16 protein-coding genes are annotated in these 22,780 nt (G+C 63.2%); 11 read left to right on the top strand and 5 right to left on the bottom strand.

The genetic code is table 11. The features are described 5' to 3' along the window. Positions 1-31: 31 nt before the first annotated feature. Entirely contained in the window at positions 32-1,330 is a 1,299-nt protein-coding gene (locus J2W46_RS20565; protein WP_310355764.1) for an L-fuconate dehydratase, read from the top strand. Positions 1,331-1,409: 79 nt separating this feature from the next. Beyond that, the gene (locus tag J2W46_RS20560; protein ID WP_310355763.1) at positions 1,410-1,913 is read left to right on the top strand and encodes a M48 family metallopeptidase; all 504 of its coding nucleotides are present in this window, start codon (positions 1,410-1,412) and stop codon (positions 1,911-1,913) included. A gap of 50 nt (positions 1,914-1,963) precedes the next feature. Here J2W46_RS20560 and J2W46_RS20555 read toward each other — a convergent pair whose 3' ends face one another. Further along, on the bottom strand, positions 1,964-4,312 hold the full coding sequence (locus J2W46_RS20555) for an FdhF/YdeP family oxidoreductase (RefSeq protein ID WP_310355761.1): 2,349 nt from the start codon (positions 4,310-4,312) through the stop codon (positions 1,964-1,966). A gap of 167 nt (positions 4,313-4,479) precedes the next feature. On the opposite strand from J2W46_RS20555, the gene J2W46_RS20550 reads away from it, so the two are divergent. The 4 genes from J2W46_RS20550 (at position 4,480) to J2W46_RS20535 (ending at position 8,238) form a co-directional block, all read left to right on the top strand. Further along, on the top strand, positions 4,480-5,913 hold the full coding sequence (locus tag J2W46_RS20550) for an aminotransferase-like domain-containing protein (protein ID WP_310355758.1): 1,434 nt from the start codon (positions 4,480-4,482) through the stop codon (positions 5,911-5,913). A gap of 62 nt (positions 5,914-5,975) precedes the next feature. Next, complete coding sequence (locus J2W46_RS20545; RefSeq protein WP_088174781.1) at positions 5,976-6,329, top strand: transcriptional regulator; 354 nt, start codon at positions 5,976-5,978, stop codon at positions 6,327-6,329. A 156-nt stretch (positions 6,330-6,485) separates the two neighbouring features. Next, positions 6,486-7,628, top strand: coding sequence for a BMP family ABC transporter substrate-binding protein (locus J2W46_RS20540; RefSeq protein ID WP_310355756.1), 1,143 nt, complete (start codon positions 6,486-6,488; stop codon positions 7,626-7,628). A gap of 79 nt (positions 7,629-7,707) precedes the next feature. After that, positions 7,708-8,238, top strand: coding sequence for a nucleoside deaminase (locus J2W46_RS20535; RefSeq protein WP_020065460.1), 531 nt, complete (start codon positions 7,708-7,710; stop codon positions 8,236-8,238). On the opposite strand, the gene J2W46_RS20530 is transcribed toward J2W46_RS20535, so the two are convergent. Beyond that, entirely contained in the window at positions 8,235-8,828 is a 594-nt protein-coding gene (locus J2W46_RS20530; protein ID WP_310355754.1) for a lysozyme inhibitor LprI family protein, read from the bottom strand. The two genes, J2W46_RS20535 and J2W46_RS20530, sit on opposite strands and share 4 nt — an antisense overlap. A 252-nt stretch (positions 8,829-9,080) precedes the next feature. On the opposite strand from J2W46_RS20530, the gene J2W46_RS20525 reads away from it, so the two are divergent. The 4 genes from J2W46_RS20525 to J2W46_RS20510 all read left to right on the top strand — a co-directional run bounded on the left by J2W46_RS20525 (position 9,081) and on the right by J2W46_RS20510 (position 14,150). Next, on the top strand, positions 9,081-11,378 hold the full coding sequence (locus J2W46_RS20525; protein ID WP_310355753.1) for a putative bifunctional diguanylate cyclase/phosphodiesterase: 2,298 nt from the start codon (positions 9,081-9,083) through the stop codon (positions 11,376-11,378). A gap of 126 nt (positions 11,379-11,504) precedes the next feature. Then, positions 11,505-12,905 carry an FAD-containing oxidoreductase gene (locus J2W46_RS20520; protein WP_310355752.1) on the top strand — a complete coding sequence of 467 codons (1,401 nt, stop codon included), beginning with the start codon at positions 11,505-11,507 and terminating at the stop codon, positions 12,903-12,905. Between the two features lie 105 nt (positions 12,906-13,010). Continuing rightward, positions 13,011-13,586 carry a TMEM175 family protein gene (locus J2W46_RS20515; protein WP_087752577.1) on the top strand — a complete coding sequence of 192 codons (576 nt, stop codon included), beginning with the start codon at positions 13,011-13,013 and terminating at the stop codon, positions 13,584-13,586. A 75-nt stretch (positions 13,587-13,661) separates the two neighbouring features. Beyond that, positions 13,662-14,150 carry a metallophosphoesterase family protein gene (locus J2W46_RS20510; RefSeq protein ID WP_310355750.1) on the top strand — a complete coding sequence of 163 codons (489 nt, stop codon included), beginning with the start codon at positions 13,662-13,664 and terminating at the stop codon, positions 14,148-14,150. A 174-nt stretch (positions 14,151-14,324) separates the two neighbouring features. Here J2W46_RS20510 and proP read toward each other — a convergent pair whose 3' ends face one another. The 3 genes from proP to argA all read right to left on the bottom strand — a co-directional run bounded on the left by proP (position 14,325) and on the right by argA (position 18,311). Next, complete coding sequence (proP, locus tag J2W46_RS20505) at positions 14,325-15,794, bottom strand: glycine betaine/L-proline transporter ProP (protein ID WP_020065467.1); 1,470 nt, start codon at positions 15,792-15,794, stop codon at positions 14,325-14,327. 739 nt (positions 15,795-16,533) lie between these two features. Then, complete coding sequence (locus J2W46_RS20500; RefSeq protein WP_027775455.1) at positions 16,534-16,809, bottom strand: oxidative damage protection protein; 276 nt, start codon at positions 16,807-16,809, stop codon at positions 16,534-16,536. 113 nt (positions 16,810-16,922) lie between these two features. Further along, on the bottom strand, positions 16,923-18,311 hold the full coding sequence (gene argA / locus J2W46_RS20495) for an amino-acid N-acetyltransferase (protein WP_310355746.1): 1,389 nt from the start codon (positions 18,309-18,311) through the stop codon (positions 16,923-16,925). A 23-nt stretch (positions 18,312-18,334) separates the two neighbouring features. On the opposite strand from argA, the gene hrpA reads away from it, so the two are divergent. Continuing rightward, positions 18,335-22,744 carry an ATP-dependent RNA helicase HrpA gene (gene hrpA, locus J2W46_RS20490; RefSeq protein WP_310355744.1) on the top strand — a complete coding sequence of 1,470 codons (4,410 nt, stop codon included), beginning with the start codon at positions 18,335-18,337 and terminating at the stop codon, positions 22,742-22,744. Positions 22,745-22,780: the final 36 nt, after the last annotated feature.

The raw sequence follows: 22,780 nt of genomic DNA, 5'->3' as shown, positions 1-22,780 counted from the left end.
TTAACGAACTGCCGTCGAGGAGCGTGCTCACATGACCACGATTACCACGCTGTCCGTCAGGGACATCCGGTTTCCGACTTCGCGCTCGCTCGACGGCTCCGATGCGATGAACGCCGCGCCCGATTATTCGGCCACCTACGTGACGCTTGAAACCGATTCGCCACACGCGCTTACCGGCCACGGGCTGACATTTACGATCGGGCGCGGCAACGAGATCTGCGTGAGGGCGGTGGAGGCGCTCGCTCCGCTCGTCGTCGGTAGAACGCTCGAAGAGATTGCTTCGGACATGGGCGCTTTCTGGCGCATGCTGACCTCGGACAGCCAGTTGCGCTGGATCGGTCCCGACAAGGGCGCGATCCATCTCGCCACGGCTGCGGTCGTCAACGCGGCGTGGGACTTGTGGGCAAAAGCAGAAGGCAAGCCGGTGTGGAAACTGCTTGTCGACATGAGCCCGGAAGAACTGGTGCGGTGCCTGGACTTCCGCTATGTGACGGACGCGATCACGCCGCAGGAGGCCATCGCCATGCTGCATCGTCACGCGGCCACCAGAAGCGAGCGCGAGAACGAAATGCTCGCGCACGGCTATCCTGCATATACGACGTCGGCGGGTTGGCTCGGCTATGACGACGACAAGATTCGCCGGCTCGCGCGCGAAGGCGTCGCTCAAGGCTGGACGCATTTCAAGCAGAAGGTCGGCGGCAATCTCGACGAGGACATGCGCCGCGCTCGCATCCTGCGCGAAGAGATCGGTCAGGACCGCAAGCTGATGATGGACGCGAATCAGGTGTGGGATGTGGACGAAGCCATCGCGAACATGCGGCATCTCGCGCAGTTCGACCCTTGGTGGATCGAAGAGCCCACGAGCCCCGACGACATTCTCGGTCACGCGGCGATCCGCCAACGCCTTGCGCCAATCGGCGTAGCGACGGGCGAGCATTGCCATAATCGCGTGATGTTCAAGCAGTTGCTGCAGGCGCACGCAATCGATTTCTGTCAGGTGGACAGTTGCCGTTTGGGCGGCTTGAACGAAGTGATCGTCGTACTGCTGATGGCGGCGAAGTTCGGCGTGCCCGTCTGTCCGCACGCGGGCGGCGTCGGCTTATGCGAGTACGTGCAGCATATTTCGCTGTTCGACTACATCTGCGTATCGGCGTCGCTCGAAAACCGGGTGCTCGAATATGTGGACCACTTGCATGAGCATTTCGTCGATCCTGTCGTGATCCGCAATGGCCGTTATATGCCGCCGCAGCGACCGGGCTACAGCATCGAAATGCACGCGGCCTCGCTCGACCAGCATGACTTTCCTCATGGTCCCGTTTGGCGCCCTTGAGCGCGTTGCTGGCCTGGCCGTGTAAACTTGGCATTCAGCGTTCCGCATTCTCAAGCGGCGCTCATGCAAAGCCACGACCATGCATCAACTGAAATACCTGAGCGGCTATCCACCGGCATTGCTGGAGAAAGTCAAAAAGCTGATCGCCGACGACCAGCTCGGCGCCTATCTCGCCGCGCGCTATCCGAACACGCACGAAGTCCAGACGGATCGTGCGCTCTATACGTACTGCGCGGAATTGAAGCGTGAGCATTTGCGCAGCGCGGAGCAGATCGACAAAGTCACTTACGACAGCAAGCTCGACGTAGTGCGTCATGCATTGGGCCTGCACACCAGCATTTCGCGCGTGCAGGGTGGCAAGCTCAAAGCGAAGAAGGAAATCCGCATTGCGTCGCTATTCAAAACGGCGGCGCCGGAGTTTCTGAAAATGATCGTCGTGCACGAACTCGCGCATCTAAAAGAGAGCGAGCACAACAAGGCGTTCTACCGCCTCTGCGAGTTCATGCAGCCGGGTTACCACCAGATCGAATTCGATCTGCGGCTTTACCTGACCCATCGCGAGTCGGCGAAGAGTCAGGCTTGATACGTGCCGCGGTCGATCCAAACGAAAACACGCGGCACGTCATGGTTTTTTCAGGCGGCGACCGCTTCAGCCATTTCGACAGCCGATGCTTTGAGCAACACCGGAATGGACTTTGATGTGGGCGTACCCGCACCGTCCGCGACCGACGACAGCGGCACGAGCGGATTCGTCTCCGGGTAGTAAGCGCCGAGGCAACCGCGCGGAATGTCGTATTCGACTAGCAGGAAGCCATCTGCGTGACGTTCGATACCATCGGCCCACACGCTCGTAATGTCCACGCGCTGTCCGGCGGCAAACCCCAGCATCGCGATGTCGTCCTTGTTGGCGAACAGCACGCGCCGCTGTCCATACACGCCGCGATAACGGTCGTCGAGACCGTAGATCGTCGTGTTGTACTGATCGTGTGAACGGGTCGTCATCAACGTCATCAGGCGCTCGCCGTGCTGTTCTCGTGCGCGATGAATCGGCGTGTCGAGCGCGATGGGATGCACAAGAAACTGCGCCTTGCCGGAGGGCGTTTTCCAGATCCGCTCGCGCGATGCGACGCCCAGATGGAAACCGCCCGGGCGCTTGAGCCGCTCGTTGTAATCGTAAAAACCGTCGATTACTTTCTCGATGCCGTCGCGAATCAGCGAGTAATCCGCGGCGTGCGCGAGCCAATCGACCTTGTCGCTGCCGAGCGTCGCATGCGCCATGCGCGCGACGATCGCAATTTCCGACAGCAGGTTCTCCGACGCCGGTTTGTTCATGCCGTACGAGATGTGCACCATGCTCATCGAATCTTCGACGCTCACGCCTTGCGCAACGCCGTTCTGCAAGTCGATCTCGGTGCGGCCGAGCGTCGGCAGAATCAGTGCGTCGCGGCCATGCACGAGATGGCTGCGGTTGAGCTTCGTCGTGATATGCACGGTCAGATCGCACGACCGCATGGCTTCCCATGTGCGCGGCGTGTCGGGCGTCGCAATCGAGAAGTTGCCGCCAAGGCCAATGAACACTTTGACCTTGCCATCGAGCATCGCCTGAATCGTATTGACCACGTCGAGCCCATGCTCGCGCGGCGGCTCGAAACGGTAGGCCTCTCCGAGCCGGTCGAGGAACGCCTGCGTCGGCTTCTCTTCGATGCCGACGGTGCGGTCGCCCTGCACGTTCGAGTGTCCGCGCACCGGGCACAGGCCCGCGCCGCGCCGGCCGATATTGCCGCGCATCATCATCAGGTTCGACAGCAGCTGTACCGTCGGCACCGAGTTCTTGTGCTGCGTGAGGCCCATGCCCCATGTCGAGATTACCGCGCGGCCCTTCACGTAGATGTCGGCGAGCTTCAGCACGTCCTCGAACGGCACGCCTGCTTCGGCGACGATGGTCTCCCAGCTTTCCGCCCGCAGATCTTCGGCGAAGGCCTCGAAGCCGACCGTATGTTCGGCGATGAACGCGACGTCGAGCACGCGTTCCAGCCCGGAAGCCTGAGCCTCGTCGTCCAGTTCGATCACGCGCTTGGCCACGCCCTTGATGAGCGCGAAGTCGCCGCCGACCTTCGGGCGGATGAACACGGAGCTGATCTTCGTGCTGCCCATCGTCAGCATTTCCACTGGATGCTGCGGGCTCGCAAAACGCTCGAGTCCGCGTTCTTTCAGCGGATTGATCGACACGATCGTCGCGCCGCGCTTTGCGCACTCGCGCAGTTCACCGAGCATCCGCGGATGGTTGGTCGCCGGGTTCTGGCCGAAGATCAGCAGCGTGTCGGCATGTTCGAAGTCGTCGAGCGTCACCGTGCCCTTGCCGATGCCCACGGTGTGAGGCAAGCCGCGGCTCGTCGCTTCGTGGCACATGTTCGAGCAATCGGGGAAATTGTTGGTGCCGTACATCCGGACGAACAACTGGTACAGGAACGCTGCTTCGTTGCTCGCGCGGCCGGACGTATAGAACGCGGCCTCATTCGGATCGTCGAGACGCTTCAGATGGCTCGCGATCAGATCGAACGCTTCGTCCCAGCCGATCGGCACGTACCGGTCGCGCATCGCGTCATAGACGAGCGGGTCGGTCAGGCGCCCGTGCTGCTCCAACTCGAAGTCGGACTGCGTCATCAGTTCGGCGACGCTGTGCTCCGCGAAGAACGCGGGCGTCACGCGCTTGCTGGTTGCCTCGGCGGCCACCGCTTTTACACCGTTCTCGCAAAACTCGAACGTGGATGCATGCTCGCGGTCGGGCCATGCACAGCCGGGGCAGTCGAAGCCGTCAGGTTGATTCTGTTTGAGCAGCGTGCGGTAGTTGCCGCCCGTCACCTTTTCCTTGATCAGGTTGATGGCGACGTACTTGAGCGCGCCCCAGCCCGCTGCCGGATGCTTGTATGGCTCGATGCGAGGTTCGCTGCCGGATTCGCTGCGTGTGTCGGTTTTTTTCATGATGTTGCCGCGCGTGGTCTTGTCATGGCTTTTCGGGCCGATGTTCCAAGACTACTGTGTTCCAATCGCACTGCAGCATACAGAAAATCAAAAAGGGAAGGGATACAGTTGCTCGCGATTTGTCATAGACTGGCGTCTCAAACCATCTAGTTCCTTGAGCCACGTCCTTGAAACTGTACGAAAAGCTCGCCGATGAAATTACCGAAGCCGTGCGCCGGGGCGTGTTCGCCGCCGGTGAGCGGATTCCTTCGGTGCGGCAGGCGAGCCAGCAGCATGGCGTGAGCATCAAGACGGTGCTGCATGCGTACGCGTTGCTGGAGAGCCGCGGCATCGTCGAGACGCGCCCGCAGTCCGGATACTTCGTGCGCGAAGCCGCGCTGCACGCGTTTCGGCCCGAGACCCGGCGGGCGGGCGGCAAGCCTGCGGCGCCGGTAGCGCCCGTTGCCGCGGAAGTCGACGTGAGCCGCCTCGTTCTGTCGACGCTTCGCAGCATCCGCGCGCACGACGCCATACCGTTTGGCTCGCCGTATCCCGATCCATCGCTATTTCCGTGGCGGCGCATCAACCAGTACGCGAACGCGATTGCGCGCCGTCAGGCGAGCTGGAACCTGATCGACGATCTGCCGCCCGGCAACCCGGAGCTGATCCGGCAGATCGCCCGGCGCTATACCGAGAACGGCATGCCGGTCGATCCGGACGAGATCGTCATCACGCTCGGCGCCACCGAGGCGATCAACTTGAGCCTGCAGGCGGTCGCCAAGCCGGGCGACACAGTGGCCGTCGAATCGCCGACTTACTACGCGATGCTGCACGCGATCGAGCGTCTCGGTATGCGCGCTATCGAGGTAGCGACGCATCCGGTGGACGGAATCGACGTCGACGCACTCGCGCAGGTCATCGAGCGGCAGAAGATCGCCGCCTGCATGGTGATGCCGAACTTTCAGAATCCGCTCGGTTTCCAGATGCCGGATGCGCGCAAGCGGCAACTCGTCGAATTGCTCGCCGCGCATCAGATTCCGGTGATCGAGAACGACGTTTATCAGGAGTTGTATTTCGGCGAGACGCGGCCGTCGGCATTGAAAAGCTTCGACAGGCAAGGGCTCGTGCTGCATTGCGCGTCGTTTTCGAAGAGCCTCACGGCGTCGTACCGGATAGGCTGGGCGTTGCCGGGGCGTTATCGTGCGCAGGTCGAGAAGCTGAAGTTTTTGAACACGCTCACGACGCCTTCCGTGCCGCAGGTCGCGGTCGCCGATTATCTGCGGCAGGATGCATACGACCGGCATCTGCGGCATGTTCGCAAGGTCTACCGGCAGCAGGCGAGCATCATGACCGCGCTGGTGCGGCGTTTCTTTCCGGCCGGCACCCGTATCTCCACGCCGCAAGGCGGCTATGTGTTGTGGGTGGAGTTGCCCGAGCGTGTCGATTCGATGCGCCTTTATCAGGCGGCGCTCGCGCGCAGCATTACGGTCGGGCCGGGCATGATGTTTTCGACGCGCAACGATTTTCGCCATTTCATCCGGCTCAATTACAGCTACCCGTGGACTGCGCAAACGGAGGCGGCGTTGAAGACGCTGGGCGAACTGGTGACGCAGATGGCGTGAAGCGCTTGCACGAGTTGATGCAGCAGAGCTTGACAGACAAAAACAGTAAGAAGGAGACACGAATGGATGACGATGAAATCGACCCGGTGCTGATCGCCGTGCTGGGGCAGCTTTGGCGCGCGCATCGAGAAAGCTTGGGAGACGCGAGGCCTCGCCGCGAGATGCGCAGCGGCGCGTGGTCGTTAGCACGGCTCTCCAAGCAGGCCAACGTGCCGATGAGCGCGCTTCGGCGGCAGTTGACGGTGCTCGTCGACAGCGGTCTGGTGGAGACGACTTTCGACGAGGAGGGCGCCGGCACCGCGCGTCTGAGCGACAGCGGCCGGGAAGTGTGCGCGGAGCTGTTCGGCGAGAGCGGTGCCGCGGGCGATGACGGGGCGCCCGACCCCGACGACACGTCGCCGCCGAGCCTTCACTAGTTAATCGCGCCGCGCGCAATACCGGTTCCGTTATACACGGGATAACAGCGAATAATTTTTCCTCTGAAATTGACCTCGGAATATGGCCCCCTATGCTGGAGGCCTGCCCGCACCAACGGGCGCCAGGCGAACCCCTTAATCGATTTCGGAGAATTCATGAAAACAACGCTGGCGCGAGCGCTGCATCGATCATTGCGTATCAAGACTGCCCGGACCGCGCTCGTTGCGGCATGTGCCGCAACCCTCGGCCTCAGCCTCGGGTTTGCTGCAACGGCAGCGTCGGCGGCCACCGCGCAGCCCGTCGGCATTGCGTTTGTCTACCTCGGCAATCCCGGCGACGCCGGCTGGACCTATGCGCACGAACAGGGCGTAAAAGAGGTCGAGGCAAAGTTTGGCGACAAGATCAAGGTGACACGCATCGAGAACGTGCCCGAGTCCGCAGACTCTGAGCGCGTGTTCCGCGATCTCGCGTCGAAGGGCAACAAGATCGTGGTGGGTTCGAGCTTCGGCTTCCAGGACTTCGAACTGAAAGTCGCCAAAGACTTCCCGGACACGGTGTTCGAACACGCGACCGGCTACAAGAAAGCGGCCAACTTCGCGACGTATGACGTGCGCACCTACCAGAGCGCCTATCTCGCCGGGCTCGTCGCCGGTTACACGACGAAGTCGAACACGCTTGGCTTCGTGGGCTCGGTGCCGGTGCCGGAAGTGGTGCGCAACATCAACGCGTTCACGATGGGCGCGCGCTCCGTGAACCCGAAGGTGCGCGTCAAGGTCGTGTGGATCAATAGCTGGTTCGATCCGGGCCGCGAGAAGCAGGCCGCCGAAACGCTGATCGGCCAGGGCGCGGACGTTCTCATTCAGAACACGGATTCGACGGCCACCATGCAGACCGCCGAGCAGAAGAAGGTGCACGCGTTCGGCTGGGATTCGAACATGAAGAAGTTCGGGCCCAACGCGCAACTGGGCGCGTGCGTGAGCAACTGGGGCGTGTATTACACGTATCTGGTGCAGCAGGTCATGGCGGGCACATGGAACAACGCGCCGGTGTGGTGGGGCCTGAAAGAGAAGGCGATCGATCTCGCCGATATCAACACCGAAGCGGTGTCGCCTACTGCGCAGAAGGCGTTGAGCCAGAAGCGCGACGACATCATCTCGGGCAAGTTCAATCCGTTCGCCGGGCCGATCGTGGATCAGTCCGGGGCGGTGAAGGTTGCGGCGGGCAAGTCGCTGAGCGACGCGGAGCTGCTGCGTTTGAACTGGTTCGTGCAGGGCGTCGACGGCTCGCTGCCGAAGTAACGCGAACTGCATCGAGCCTCCCAGCCTGCCGACAAAAAAAAGGAGTACACCCGTGAGTCTGACTGTTCCGAGCGGGGAGATGAGCGCAACCGCCGGCGCCGATGCGGCTGGCTTTCCGCCGCAGGGCTTGACGCCCACGCACGAGCAGATCGTGCGGCATCTGCGGCATTCGAGCCGGATCGCCGAGCGTGCGACGCTGCTCGGGCATCACCCGTTCGGTGCAGTGCTGGTCGGCCCGGACCAGGAAACCGTGTTGATGGAGCAAGGCAACGTCGACACCGTGAACCATGCGGAGTCGGTGCTCGCTCGCGTGGCGGCGCTCAACTTCACTCCCGCGTACTTGTGGAGCTGCACGCTGTACACGTCGGTCGAGCCGTGTTGCATGTGCGCGGGCACGATGTATTGGGCGAACATCGGCCGGGTGGTGTTCGGCATGACGGAGAAGCGCCTGCTGGAGGCGACCGGAGATCACGCCGAGAATCCGACCATGAGCGTCGATTGCCGGTATGTCTTCGATCACTGTCAGAAGCGCGTCGAAGTGATCGGCCCGGTCGCCGAAGTCGAGTCCGAGGTAATGGACGTGCAGCGCAGGTTCTGGAATAGCCGTTAGCTCCGCTCCAGCATCGCGATGCCGCAGAACCAGTCGCCGCCATGCGGCCGGTATTTCCACCGGCCGTCGTTCTGCTTGATGACGCTCGGGCACTGCTCGCCGATCGCGATTCCCGGATTGGCGGCCGTGCATTGGCGCATTGCCGTTTCGACGGTAGGACTCGCAGGCACGGACGGCTTGTATGAGCGCTCCGGCAGCGCGGGCTTGAGCGCGGGCTTGAACGCATCGGCAGGTTCCGGGGGTTGCGCCAGCGCAGGCGGCGCGCCCGTCGGGAGGCTCGCCAGCAACTGCTGAAGCTCGTCGATACGTGTTGCGTACCACGTGCCGAGACACGCCGCGTCCCGGCAATTGGCCTCGCGCCAGGCCCATTTGCTGTCGCTGTCGGCGATGAAGCCGCGCCGATCCGGCGCTCGTCGGCGCGCTTTCCAGTAGAGCTGCCCAAGCGTGTCGTCAAGACGCGACAACGCCGTGTCGCTGCAGATCATCTTCTCGGTGAAGGAACGGCCCTTCGTGCAGTTGAAACTTGCGGCCTGAACGGGCGAATGCGCGATCAGCAGCGCGGCGATCAGAACGGAGCGGACGATTTTCATGACGATTCCCGCGATGCATGGTTTTTCATGCAACGGATGATCGTCCGATCCCGTGCGATCGAGACGCCGGAAAAACGCGGCACTTACCGCGAGTGATTACCAGATGTTGCCTCGCGCGGGTCCGCCCGACACTCCGGATCGCGCAATGCAGCACAAACGGAAGCACGCCCGGCGGACATCTTCACGTTTGGCGGGTATACCCTGATGCGCTGCTTACGCTTTTTTGCCGATGTTGGGTTGGGGGGCGCATATATGAACCGCGAAGCGACATCACGCATGGACGTAGGAGCGACGCCCGATGCCGGCCATTACCGGCCGGATCTGGCCGAAGAGGTGTTGGCGTCGGAGCGTAGCGTGTTGCGGCTGATCACGCGCAATACGCCGTTGCCGGAATTGCTGGAAGAAGTCTGCCACCGCGCGGAAGCGCTGCTGGGCGGGGGCGCGTCGTGCTCGATCCTGCTGCTCGACGACGACGGCGTCCACGTGAAGATGGGCGCCGCGCCGTCGTTGCCGGCGGAGTTCAGCACGGCGATCGACGGCGTGCCGATCGGTCCGAGCGCGGGCTCTTGCGGCACCGCGATGTACGAGCGGCGGCTGGTGGTGGTCGAGGACATCGAGACGGATTCGCTATGGGCGGACTTCCGCGCGCTTGCGTTGCCGCACGGCTTGCGCGCGTGCTGGTCGGTGCCGTTCGAGAACGACGCCGGCGCCGTGCTGGGCGCGTTCGCCGTCTATCACCGCGAGCCGCGCCGTCCTACCGCGCAGGAAGAGACGATGCTGCGCGACATCAGCCGCAGCGTCGGGCTTGCCGTGCATCAGGACGCGATGGCGCAGCGGCTTGCGAATAGCGAGGAGCACCACCGGCTGGTCGTCGATCATCTGATCGAGGGCATTGTGGTGCAGTCTCGCTCGGGCGTCGTGCTGGCCTGCAATCCGAGCGCGCAACGCATGTTGCGCACCGGTCCGCAGATCGTCGGGCGCAGTATCCGCACGGTGATGGTGCGTGGCTTTCACGAGGACGGCTCGCCCGTAGCCGAGCATGAGCGGCCTGTCGCGCAGGTGCTTGCGAGCGGCCAGCCGATGCTCGGCGTCACACTGGCGCTGGAACTGGTGAACGGCGAAGTGATCTGGGTCACCGAGAACGTCGTGCCGATTCTGAAGCCGGGCGAGAGCAAGCCCGACTCCGTACTGATCTCGTTTACCGACATCGGCCCGGTGCGCGAGGCGCAGCGCCAGTTGAAATTTCTCGCGACGCGCGATTCCCTCACCGGGCTCTACAACCGGGCCTATCTGACGGAGCGCATGAACAGCCTGTTCGCGCCCGGCAACCCGAATTACAGCGGCGAGCTCACGAGCGTTGCCGTGCTCTTCGTCGATCTCGACGGATTCAAGAAGGTCAACGACACGGCCGGTCATGAGGCCGGCGACGCGTTGCTGAAACGGGTCGCCGAGCGGCTTGCCGGCTGCGTCGGCCCGGACGATACACTCGCGCGCGTGGGCGGCGACGAGTTCGTGATCGTGGTGAGCGCCTGCGAATGCAACGAGCAGATAGTCGGCCTCGCGCGTCGCATCCTCGGGGAAATCGCGGTGCCGTTCGCGGTGGCGGACAACGAGTACTACCTGGGCGCGTCGATTGGCATCAGCCGCTTTCCCGAAGACGGCCAGGACGCTCCTACGCTGATGCGCAACGCCGACTCGGCGATGTATCACGCGAAACAGCGCGGGCGCAACAACTTCCAGTTCTTCACGGCGGAACTCAATCAGCAACTGCAACGCCGGTTCCTGATCGAGCAGTCGCTGCGCCGCGCGCTTGCCGCCCACGAGCTCAGTCTCGTATATCAGCCGATCGTCGATAGTCACGCCGGCCGGACCATCGGCGCGGAGGCACTACTGCGCTGGTACAACAGCGAGCTTGGCAATGTCTCGCCGGCCGAATTCATTCCGGTTGCGGAAGACGCGGGCCTGATCGTCGAGATCGGCGACTGGGTGCTCGCCCGTGCCTGCGAGCAGGCGGCGCAATGGCGGCGCACGCTCGCGCCGGATCTGATCGTCGCGGTGAATCTGTCGCCGCGCCAGTTCAACGACGGTCTGGTGGAGCGGATCAGGCGCTGTCTGGACCACTCCGGGCTCGAGCCGGCGGCGCTCGAACTGGAAATCACCGAGCGGCTTCTGATGAGCGACAGCGACACCGTGCTGCCCATGCTGCTTGCGTTGAGCGCGACGGGCGTGCGTATTTCCGTCGACGACTTCGGCACCGGCTATTCGTCGCTGTCGTATCTGAAACGCTTTCCGTTGCACAACCTGAAGATAGACCGGTCGTTCGTGGCGGGCTTGCCCGATCATCGCGATTCGATTGCGATCACGCAGGCCGTGGTGGCCATGGCGCACTCGCTCGGTATGAACGTCACCGCGGAAGGCGTGGAGACGCCCGAGCAGGCCGCATTCCTTCGTTCGATCGATTGCGACAAACAGCAGGGTTATCTGTACAGCCGGCCAGTGGGAGCGAGCGCGTATGCACGCGCGTTGGCGGATGTGTATGCGGCGACGTGATCCGCTCGCCGCGTTGGCGTATGTCGCGAGGGTTCTCAATCCGCGAGGATCGGCAGCGTGACATAACCGCGCTGAAGACTGGGCGTAAGATGCAACGACCTGCATCTGAGCCCCAGGAGACTTGCGATGGCACAGCACTTCGACGCGGTTGTGATCGGCACGGGACAGGGCGGCGCGCCGCTCGCCGTGCGTCTTGGCAAAAGCGGCCGCCGCACGGCGGTCATTGAACGCGCGGCGTTCGGCGGGACCTGTGTGAACGTCGGCTGCACGCCGACCAAGGCGTATGTGGCGAGCGCCCGCGCGGCGCATGTGGCGCGCCATGCGGCGAGGCTTGGCGTGCATATCGGCGGCGCGGTCGGCGTGGATATGGCGGCGGTCAAGGCGCGTAAGGACAAGATCGTGGGCCAGTCGCACGACGGCGTGGAGGCCTGGCTGCGGGGCGCCAGGAACCTCACGGTGTTCACCGGCCATGCGCGCTTCACCGGGCCGCACACGCTTGCCGTCAGCGGGCCAGACGGAGGCGTGCTGCACGAACTGAGCGCGGATGAGATTTTCCTCAATACGGGCACGCGCGCCGTGGTGCCGCCTCTTGAAGGCATCGAGCGAGCCCGCTATTACACCAACTCGAGTCTGCTTGAGATCACGGAGTTGCCAAGCCGGCTCGTGATCGTCGGGGGCAGTTATATCGCGCTCGAATTCGCGCAGGTGTTTCGCCGCTTCGGCAGCGAAGTGACGGTGCTGGTGCGCGGCGATCGTGTGCTCACGCGCGAGGACGCCGACTTTGCGGAGTCGGTGCAGAGCGTGCTGGCGCGTGAGGGCGTGGAGTTCCGTTTCGGAGTGCAGCCTTCGCGCGTGGAGCCGCATCCGCATCGCGAGAATGAAGTGTGTATCGGCTTCGAGCAGAATGTTCCGGCGCTGGAGGCGTCGCACCTGCTGTTCGCAACCGGCCGCAAACCGAATACCGACGATCTCGGTCTTGCCGCAGCCGGCATCGAGACCGACCGGCACGGCACGATTCCCGTGGACGGCCAGTTGCGCACCAACGTGCCGGGCGTATGGGCGATCGGCGACATCAACGGGCGAGGCGCGTTCACGCATACGTCTTACGACGATTATCAGATCGTCGCGGCCAATCTGTTCGATGGCGGCACGCGCACTGTCGACAAACGGATCATGGCGTACGCGGTGTTCGTGGACCCGCCGCTCGCGCGCGTGGGCCTTTCCGAAGACGACGTGCGCAAGAGCGGCCGCGACGCGTTGATCGCGACCATGCCGATGTCGCGCGTGGGCCGCGCGCGGGAGCGCGGCGAGACCGACGGTTTCATGAAGGTGCTTGCCGACCCGCACACCCGGCAGATTCTCGGCGCGGCGATCCACGGTATAGAAGGCGACGAGGCCATCCATACCATCATCGACATCATGACGGCGGGCGCGCCGTATCCCACCTTGCAATACGCGATGCACATTCACCCGACCATCAGCGAACTGGTGCCGACCTTGCTCGACGGTCTGAAGCCGCTGAAGTAACGCGAGCGCGGCGCGCATCGACAAAGCGTCGCGCCATCGCGGATAATCGCCCCGCATTCAATCGCATTCATTCGCATTCAATCGCATTCATTCGAGGAACAGCCGATGGGCAAGGGACGTGTCGAAGCCTTCAGCGATGGCGTGATCGCCATCATCATCACGATCATGGTGCTGGAAATCAAGGTACCGGAAGGCTTCGATCTCGCCGCACTGACTCCGCTCGTGCCGGTATTCGCCGCCTATGTGCTGAGCTTCATCTACGTGGGCATTTACTGGAACAATCATCATCACATGTTCCATGCGGTGCAAAGGGTCAACGGCGGCGTGCTGTGGGCCAATCTGCATCTTCTCTTCTGGCTGTCGCTGCTTCCCGCCGTCACGCATTGGGTCGGCGAAAATCATCTTGCCTCGTGGCCGACCGCCATGTACGGCGTCGTGCTGTTCATGTCGGCCATCGCGTACTTCATCCTGACGCGCACGCTGATCCGTGCGCACGGTCGTGACTCGACGCTCGCAAAAGCGGTGGGCAACGACATCAAAGGGAAAGTGTCGGTGGCAATTTATCTGGCGGGCATTGCGCTCGCGTTCGTCGCACCGTGGATTTCGGCGGCGCTCTACGCGCTTGCTGCGGCATGGTGGCTCGTGCCGGACCGGCGCATCGAGCATGTGATGGAAGCCTGAGCGTGCTGGCGGGCGACCGCCTTCGTGCAACGAGGCTAATTGCGACCAGACCCGAGCTTCACGGATACTGTCGTCATGACTTCATCTACTCGCCGCGCGCCGTCGAGCCGCATCGGTCTCATCTCTGACACGCACAACCTCGTGCGTCCCGAAGCGCTCGAATATCTCGCGGGCTGCGACGCCATCATCCACGCGGGCGACATCTGTAATGAGGCCGTGCTCGAGGCGCTCCGTCAGATCGCGCCGCTCACCGTCGTGCGCGGCAATAACGACACCGGCGAGTGGGCCACGTCGCTGCCTACGCATGCGACGCTCAACGTGCAGCAGGTCGCGATTCTTGTCGTGCATGACATCGCCGACGTGCCAGCCGATCCGCTCAACGACGGTATCGGCGTGGTGGTGACCGGCCATTCGCATAAGCCGTCGATCACCGAGCGCGACGGCGTGCTGTTCATCAACCCCGGCAGTGCGGGGCCGCGGCGTTTCAAGCTGCCGGTGTCGGCGGGCATTCTAACGATCGAAGGATCGCGCGCGCAGGCGAGATTCGATCTGCTGCTGAAATGAAAACGGGCCGGCAAATCTGCCGGCCCGTCGTACGTCTACTTTCGATGTAACTGGAATGCCGCGCGGTGAGTCGGCTTCGCTAGCGCGATTACCGCAATCAAGCCTGATACCGCGGTTAGCGGCGACTGCCGAAGGAATCGTGTCGCGTCACCGCGGCTACCGCGCCGTAGTCAATCACGCACGCGCCGTAGCAGTGGCTGCGTAGCGTTCGTCCATCTCTTCGGCTTCACGTTCGCCGCGCAGTACTGCGTGCGCTTCGGCGCGCGTCGCCACGCAAGGGCCCGAGCCGAGCAGCGGCTTGCGGGCGGTTTCGCGAAGCGCCATCACGGAGACGATACCGATCAGCGACGCGCCCATCAGGTAGTACGCAGGCATCATCAGATTGCCGGTGCGGTCGACGAGCCATGCGGTCACCAACGGCGTCGTACCGCCGAACAGCGACACCGAGATATTGAAGCCGATGGCCAGCGCGCCATAGCGGATCTTGGTCGGGAACAGCGCCGGCAGTGCCGACGGCATCACGCCCGTGAAGCACGACAGCAGCACGCCGAGAATCATCAGGCCGCCGAACACGGGCACCAGCGTGCCCATGCGGATCAGCAGCAGGGCAGGGATCGACAGCGCGAACAGACCCACGCAGCCGAACAGCATCACCGGCTTACGGCCGATCGTATCGGACAGACGGCCGGCTGCGAGCGTCATCGGCATCATCAGTACCATCACGAGCAGCACGATGAAAAGGCCGTGCGATTCGTTGAAGTGCAGGGTGGCCGACAGGTAGCTCGGCAGGTACGAGAGCGCCATGTAGTCGGTCACGTTGAAGATCAGCACGAGGCCGACGCACAGCAGCAACGGCTTCCATTGCTGCATGAGCAGATTGCGCAGCGACTGCTTCGGCACCGCCTTGTCTTCGGCTTCGCGTTGTTCGGCCTGCTTCTTGAACGCGGGCGTTTCTTCGAGCTTCATCCGGATATAAAGGCCGACCAGGCCCAGCGGACCGGCGATCAGGAACGGCACACGCCAGCCCCACGACAGCAGCGCGTCGTTCGACAGCGTCGCGGTCAGCACCGCAACCGTGCCTGCGCCGAGCACGTAGCCGATCAGCGTACCGAACTCAAGGAAGCTGCCCATGAAGCCGCGCCGCTTGTCGGTCGAAAATTCGGCGATGAAGGTGGCTGCTCCGCCGTATTCGCCGCCGGTCGAAAAGCCTTGCACCAGACGCGCTACGAGCAGCAGCGCCGGCGCGAGGATGCCGATTGAGCCATAGCTCGGGATCAGCCCGATCGCGAACGTGCCGATCGCCATCATGATCATGGTCATTGCGAGTACGCGCTGACGGCCGATGCGGTCGCCGAGCGGCCCGAACACCATGCCGCCGACCGGGCGCACGAGAAATGCGGCGGCAAACGTGCCGAACGTGGCGATCAACTGGGCGGAAGGGCTCGACGACGGGAAGAACACTTTGCCGAGCGTGACAGCGATGTAGCTGTACACGCCGAAATCGAACCATTCCATTGCGTTGCCGAGCGCCATGGCGCCGACGGCACGTTTGAGGAGCGAGTTGTCGACGACGGTGATGTCGTCGAGAGAAAGGCGCTGTTCTTGTTTGTGATGTCGCCAGAAGCCGTTGCTGGAAGCGGTCAAGGTAAAACTCCGATGACTGCGACGAAACTCATGATGCGTTCCGCCACGGTTGCTGGGAAGTGCAGTTTCGCAAACGGGGCGATGGCGTTCTTGCGCTGCGAAGGCGAAAGAGTGGGCGCGCGTCGGAAAAGAAACGCGAAAGCGCGGCAATAGCAGCAAACGCCCGTGCCTCGCGAGCCAGGTCGCGAAAAAACACTCGATTAAATTGTGTTGACTGTTGCACCTGCGTGGCCGTGGAGGGGGGCAGATGCATGAGGACGCAGACGGCTGGAGGCCGGACTACGCCACTGGAAGGCTTGAAACGAAAAAGGCCGGTGCTTTATTCGCCGCCTGAATGACCCTTGGATGACCGAAGGGCGACTTCAAACCGCGATACGACCGACAAGCCTTCTTGTATAAAAACTGTTCCATCGCGATGGACTCACGCAGTGCAGGCACATGGCGGGTCGCAAGGTCAGAGAACGCGAATGTAGGTGAATTGCTGTTGGAACGACGCACATGTTAGCACGATGACAGAGGATCGTGCAAACCCGGTTTTGGATCCGCGGTCTGGCGAAGGCGCTCGATCCCATGCGGGGCGGGAGATTCCGGCGATCGAGACGGTCCCGAAAAGACGTCTGGAAGAGCACGAAATGTACCGTTTGGAGAGTTTGCGGGGCAGGCGAGGGACGAAAAAAATCCGCGCACCTGGCGCGGATTTCGTCGCTACCGCTGCGAGTGCGGAGCACTCCAATTGCGCTCACTCAGCCGGCGGCGGCACGTAACCTTGCGCCGTATCCGCGCCTTCGCCGAAGAAGAACTTTTCGGTCTGCTTCATCAGATACTGTCGCGCGCGCGGGTCGGCCATGTTCAGACGGTTTTCGTTGATCAGCATGGTTTGCTGCTTCAACCAGGCTTGCCACGCTTCCTTGGAAATGCTTTCGTAGATCCGCTTGCCGAGTTCGCCCGGCAGCGGCGGGAAATCGAGGCCTTCGGCTTCCTTGCCGAGCTTCGCGCATTGAACCATACGAGTCATGCTGTGCTTCTCCTGTGTCGACCGGAGTGAATGCTTCGGCACTCACTCCAGTCCCATAAAAAATAATTACCGTAATCGATACGAGGACGGGCGGTCGCTTTATATGGGGCCGCTCAGAGCTGTTTCATCAGCACGAGCGATTTGCGCTGCCAGTTGTACAGTCGGCGGCGGTCTTCGGGCAGGTCGTCGACCGTGACCTTGACGAAGCCGCGCTTGAGGAACCAGTGCTCGGTACGCGTGGTGAGCACGAAAATGCGCGCGAGCCCGCGGGCCCGCGCGCGTTGCTCGATGCGTTTGAGCAGGCGCTCGCCGTCGCCGGTACCCTGCGCTTCGGGCGCGACTGTGAGGCAAGCCATTTCGCCGATGCGCTCCTGCGTGTACGGATACAACGCCGCGCAGCCGAACAGCACGCCATCGTGCTCGATCACCGAGAAATGGTCGATGTCGCGCTCGATCTGATGGCGGCCGCGCCGCACCAGTGTGCCGTCCGATTCGAGCGGCTCGATCAGCGCGAGAATGCCGCCGACGTCGTCCGGCGTGGCTTCGCGCAGACTTTCCAGATTCTCGTACGAGATCATCGTGCCCACGCCGTCGTGCAGGAACAGTTCGAGCAGCAGACTGCCGTCGAGCGCGTAAGGGATGATGTGCGCCCGCGCCACGCCGCCGCGGCATGCGCGGATCGAATGCTTCAGATAGAAGCCCGCGTCGCCGGTGACTTCGCCGCTTTCGTGCAGCTTGTACGCGTCGTCGAGCGAAAGTTCGCGGATCAGTTCGGTGCCGTCTTCGCCGGCCTGCATGAGGCCGGGCGTTTCGGTCAGGAACACGATCTTGTCGGCGCGCAAGGCGATGGCGGCAGCCGAGGCGACGTCTTCCATTGCGAGGTTGAACGCCTCGCCGGTGGGCGAAAAGCCGAGCGGCGACAACAGCACCAGCTTGCGGCTTGCGAGCGAATGGCGGATCGAATCCGCGTCGATCTTGCGCACCACGCCTGTGTGCGCGAAGTCGACGCCGTCCAGAATGCCGACTGGGCGCGCCGTCACGAAGTTGCCCGAAACGACGCTGATGTGCGCGTGCGCCATGGGCGTGTTCGGCAAGCCTTGGCTGATGGCGGCCTCGATATCCAGACGCACTTCGCCCGCGGCTTCTTTCGCGGACTCGAGCGCGCGGGCGTCGGTAATGCGCATGCCGTGCGAAAACTCCGACTCGACGCCGTGCAGACTCATCTGCTCTTCGACCTGCGGCCGGGAGCCGTGCACGAGAACGATCTGGATGCCCATGGCCTGCAGCAGCGCGATGTCGGACACGAGCGCATTCAGGAGCCCCTGATGCACCACTTCGCCGCCGAAACCGACAACAAACGTCTTATTCCGGAACGCGTGGATATAAGGGGCGACTGAGCGCATCCAGTCGACGAATTGCGCGTGCTGTGCGAGGTTTTCCGTTGCTCCGGCGGGGGCCGGAACGCTCGCGGGCGCGGGGACGAGGTCGGTTTGGGAATTCATGCCGGGGATTATAATGCGCCCCCATGTCGAATGTACCCAAAAGTCCCGCCGCGGCGAACGAGAATGCGGCGCCGGCCGCCGATCAGGCGAACTCCGGCGACGCGCAGCGCCGCCCCGAAAAGGACGCGAACCGAAGCAACCCGGACGCGCCTCGCAAGGCGCGCGAGCCGCATCGTGCCGGCGAACGCGCGCAGGCGTCTTCCAACCAGAAGAATCCGTCTCGCACGGCGAAAGATGTCGAGCGCGCTGAGCCGCCTGGCGAGACGCGTGACTTACCAGAATCGAGTCAGCGGGGTGAACAACGCAAACAACGCGGGCAGAGCGCTCAGAGTGGCCAGCGCGACCAGCGCGAACAACGCGGGCAGCCGGAGGCTGGAAAGCCATCGCGCCAGCAACCGCCCCGTGAACCGCGCGCCCCACGTGAGGCGCGCGTGGTGCAGCCGAATCCGGTTCCGCCGATCACCTTCCCCGAAGCGCTGCCGGTCTCGGCCCGCCGCGACGAAATCGCCAAGGCGATCGCCGAAAACCAGGTAGTGATCGTGTCGGGCGAAACCGGCTCGGGCAAGACCACGCAGTTGCCGAAAATCTGCCTCGCGCTAGGGCGCGGCCTCGGCGCGGGCGGCTCGGGCTTGATCGGCCACACACAGCCGCGCCGCATTGCCGCTTCGGCGACGGGCCGGCGCATCGCCGAGGAGCTTGGCACGCCGTTCGGCGAAGTGGTCGGCTACAAGGTGCGCTTCACGGACAATCTGTCGCCGGGTGCATCCGTCAAGCTGATGACGGACGGCATTCTCCTCGCCGAAACACAGACTGATCCGCTGCTCAAAGCGTATGACACGCTGATCATCGACGAGGCGCACGAGCGCAGTCTGAACATCGACTTTCTGCTCGGCTACCTGAAGGAAATTCTGGTCAAGCGCCCCGATCTGAAGCTGATCGTGACGTCGGCGACGATCGACACCGACCGGTTCGCGCGCCACTTCGGCAGCGAGGAAAAGCCCGCGCCGGTAATCGAAGTGAGCGGGCGGCTTTACCCGGTCGAGGTGCGCTACCGTCCGATCGAAGAGGACAGCCCCGCCGTGAAAGCGGCGCAGGGTACGTCAGGCACCTCGGGCGGTCCGGCGTCGCGTGAACGTGCAAAGACTCCGCGAGAGACGGGCAAGGAGCGCGACCGCGATCTGATGGAAGCGATCGTCGACGCCGTCGACGAACTGTGCCGCGAAGGCCCCGGCGACGTGCTGGTGTTTTTGCCTGGCGAGCGTGAAATCCGCGACGCCGCCGAGGCGCTGCGCAAGCATCATCCGCCGCACACGGAAATCCTGCCGCTGTTCGCGCGCCTCTCCGCCGCCGATCAGGAGCGCGTGTTCCGCACCTCCAACGCACGGCGCATCGTCCTCGCGACGAACGTGGCGGAGACGTCGCTCACGGTGCCGGGCATTCGCTACGTGGTCGATACGGGACTCGCGCGCGTGAAGCGCTATTCGTATCGCAACAAGGTCGAGCAGTTGCAGGTCGAGCCGATTTCGCAGGCCGCCGCGAATCAGCGGGCAGGGCGCTGCGGGCGGGTGGCCGACGGCATCTGCATTCGCTTGTATGACGAGAGCGATTACCAGAGCCGCGTGCGCTTCACCGATCCGGAGATTCTGCGGTCGTCGCTCGCGTCGGTAATTTTGCGCATGAAGTCGCTGCATCTGACGGCGATCGAGACGTTCCCGTTTATCGAACCGCCGCCGGGCCGTGCGATCGCCGACGGCTATCAGCTGCTGAACGAACTCGGCGCCGTCGACGACGACAATCAGCTCACGCCGCTCGGCCGCGAACTCGCGCGTTTGCCGCTCGATCCGCGCGTCGGCCGGATGATTCTCGCCGCGCGCGACCAGCAATCGCTGAAGGAAGTGTTGATCATCGCGAGCGCGTTGTCGGTGCAAGATCCGCGCGACCGGCCGATCGAGGCGCAGGAACAGGCCGACCAGGCGCATCGCCGGTTTGCCGACGAACGCTCGGAATTCCTGCAGTGGCTGAAAATCTGGAACTGGTTCGAAGAAGCGATCGCGCACAAGAAATCGAACAAGCAGTTGCACGAGGAATGCCGGAAGAATTTTCTGTCGCAATTGCGTCTGCGCGAATGGCGCGACGTGCATTCGCAACTGCTGACGGTGGTGCGCGAACACGGCTGGCGTCTGAACGAAGCTGAGGCGACTTTCGAGCAGATTCACCTCGCGCTGCTGACCGGTCTCCTGGGCAACATCGGACTGAAAGCCGACGATGAGCCGTACTACCTCGGCGCACGCGGCATCAAGTTCTATCTGTGGCCGGGCTCCGCGCTCGTCAAGAAAGCGGGGAAGTGGGTCATGGCCGCGGAACTCGTCGAGACGAGCCGTTTGTACGCGCGCTGCATTGCGAAGATCGAGCCTGAATGGATCGAAAAAATCGGCTCGCATTTGCTGAAGAAGTCGCTGTCAGAACCGCATTGGGAGAAGCGCGCGGCGCAGGTGTCGGCCTTCGAACGCGCGGTTTTGTACGGGCTGCCGATCTATCACCGGCGGCGCGTGAGCTTCGGCAAACAGGACCCTGCGCGAGCGCGCGAACTGTTCATTCGCGGCGCGCTCGTCGAAGGTGAGTTCGACACCAAGCTCGGATTTTTCACGCACAACCGCAAGCTGCTTGCCGACATCGAGCAACTGGAACACAAGTCGCGCCGTCAGGATGTGCTCGTCGACGACGAACTGATTTTCGCGTTCTACGATCAGGCGCTGCCGAAGGGGATTTACACCGGCGCGTCGTTCGAGCGCTGGTATCGCGATGAACTGAAGAAAAGCGGTCAGCCCGAGGACAAGTTGCGCCTGCTGTATCTGTCGCGCGACGACCTGATGCGGCACGAAGCTGCCGGCGTGACGACCGATCTGTTCCCGAAACGGATGACGATGGCGGGCGTCGAAATGGCGCTCACCTATCACTTCGAGCCGGGTTCTCCGCGCGACGGCGTCACGCTCGCCGTGCCGCTCTATGCACTCAATCAGGTCGACGCGCGGCGCTGCGAATGGCTCGTGCCCGGCATGCTGAAAGAGAAGACGCAACTGCTGCTCAAGTCGCTGCCGCAGAAGCTCCGGCGTCACTGCGTGCCGCTGCCGGAATATGCGGCCGGTTTCGTCGACCGGCATGGGCCGCCGCGTTTTGGTGCCGGCGGGTTGCTCGAAGCGTTGATCGCCGATATTCGCGAGCAGAAGCAACTGATGCTGAAACAGTCCGACTTCAAGCTTGAGACGTTGCCGCCGCATCTGTTCATGAACTTCAAGGTCGTGGACGAACACGGGCGGCAGCTCGCGATGGGGCGCAACCTGTCGCAGCTACGGGCGGAACTGGGCGGCCAGGCCCAGCAGCACTTCCAGAAGATCGCATCGAGCGCGGCAGGCGCGGCGTTGGCGGACGCGGCCGGTTCGCGGACGGACGGAGCAGGAGTTGGTGGAGCGCCGCGGACGGCGCCTGCCTCCAGTGGTCAGGCACAGCGAGGGAAGGGCGCGGCTGCTTCAGCGCCGCAGACGCCGTCGCAGGGTAGCGCAGGTAGTGCGGGCGGCACGGCGCTGTACGAAAACCTCACCACGTGGAATTTCGGAAAGCTGCCGGAGTTGCTCGAAATCCGTCGCGGCGGGCAGACATTATTCGGCTACCCGGCTCTCGTGGATCGCGGCACGCATTGCGACGTCGAGGTGTTCGATTCGCCGGATGAGGCCGCGCGTATTCATCGGGCGGGCCTGCGTCGGCTATTCGCTTTGCAGCTGAAGGAGCCGATCAAGTATCTGGAGAAAAATCTGCCGGGCTTGCGCGAAATGGCGATGCAGTTCATGACACGCGGTACACAGGAAGAGTTACGTGATCAGCTGATCGACACCGCGCTCGATCGCGCCTGCCTGCAGGACCCGCTGCCCGACGACGATGTCAGTTTCCATACGCGCCGCGATGAAGGCCGTAGCCGGCTGACGTTGCTGGCGCAGGAGATTGCGCGGCTGGTTGGACAGATTCTCGGCGAATATGCGTCGGTACTGAAGAAGCTGGTGCAGGCCAAGTCGTTCACCGCTGCGCACGCGGACATGCAGAATCAGCTCGACGCTTTGATCGGCAAGCGATTCGTGGTGGACACCCCGTACTCGCAGCTCACGCATTTTCCGCGTTATCTGAAGGGTATCGCGTTGCGGATCGACAAATTGAAGGCTGATCCCGCGCGCGACGCACGGCAGTTCGCGGAATTGCAGCCACTGCTGCAGAACTATCAGCGAGCGGTCGCGCAGCGCGGCGGCGTGCCCGATGCACGTCTGTCCGAGTTCCGCTGGCTGCTCGAAGAGCTGCGCGTTTCGCTGTTCGCCCAGGAGTTGCGCACGCCGATGCCTGTGTCGGTCAAGCGGCTTTACAAGGTGTGGGATTCGATGCAGCGGTGAGTCGTGGGGGGGCGTAATGCGTGGCTGTGGCTCGGG

Source organism: Paraburkholderia strydomiana, from assembly GCF_031456815.1.
In the GTDB taxonomy this organism is placed as follows: domain Bacteria; phylum Pseudomonadota; class Gammaproteobacteria; order Burkholderiales; family Burkholderiaceae; genus Paraburkholderia; species Paraburkholderia caledonica.
This window is presented reverse-complemented; position numbering and strand designations above follow the sequence as displayed.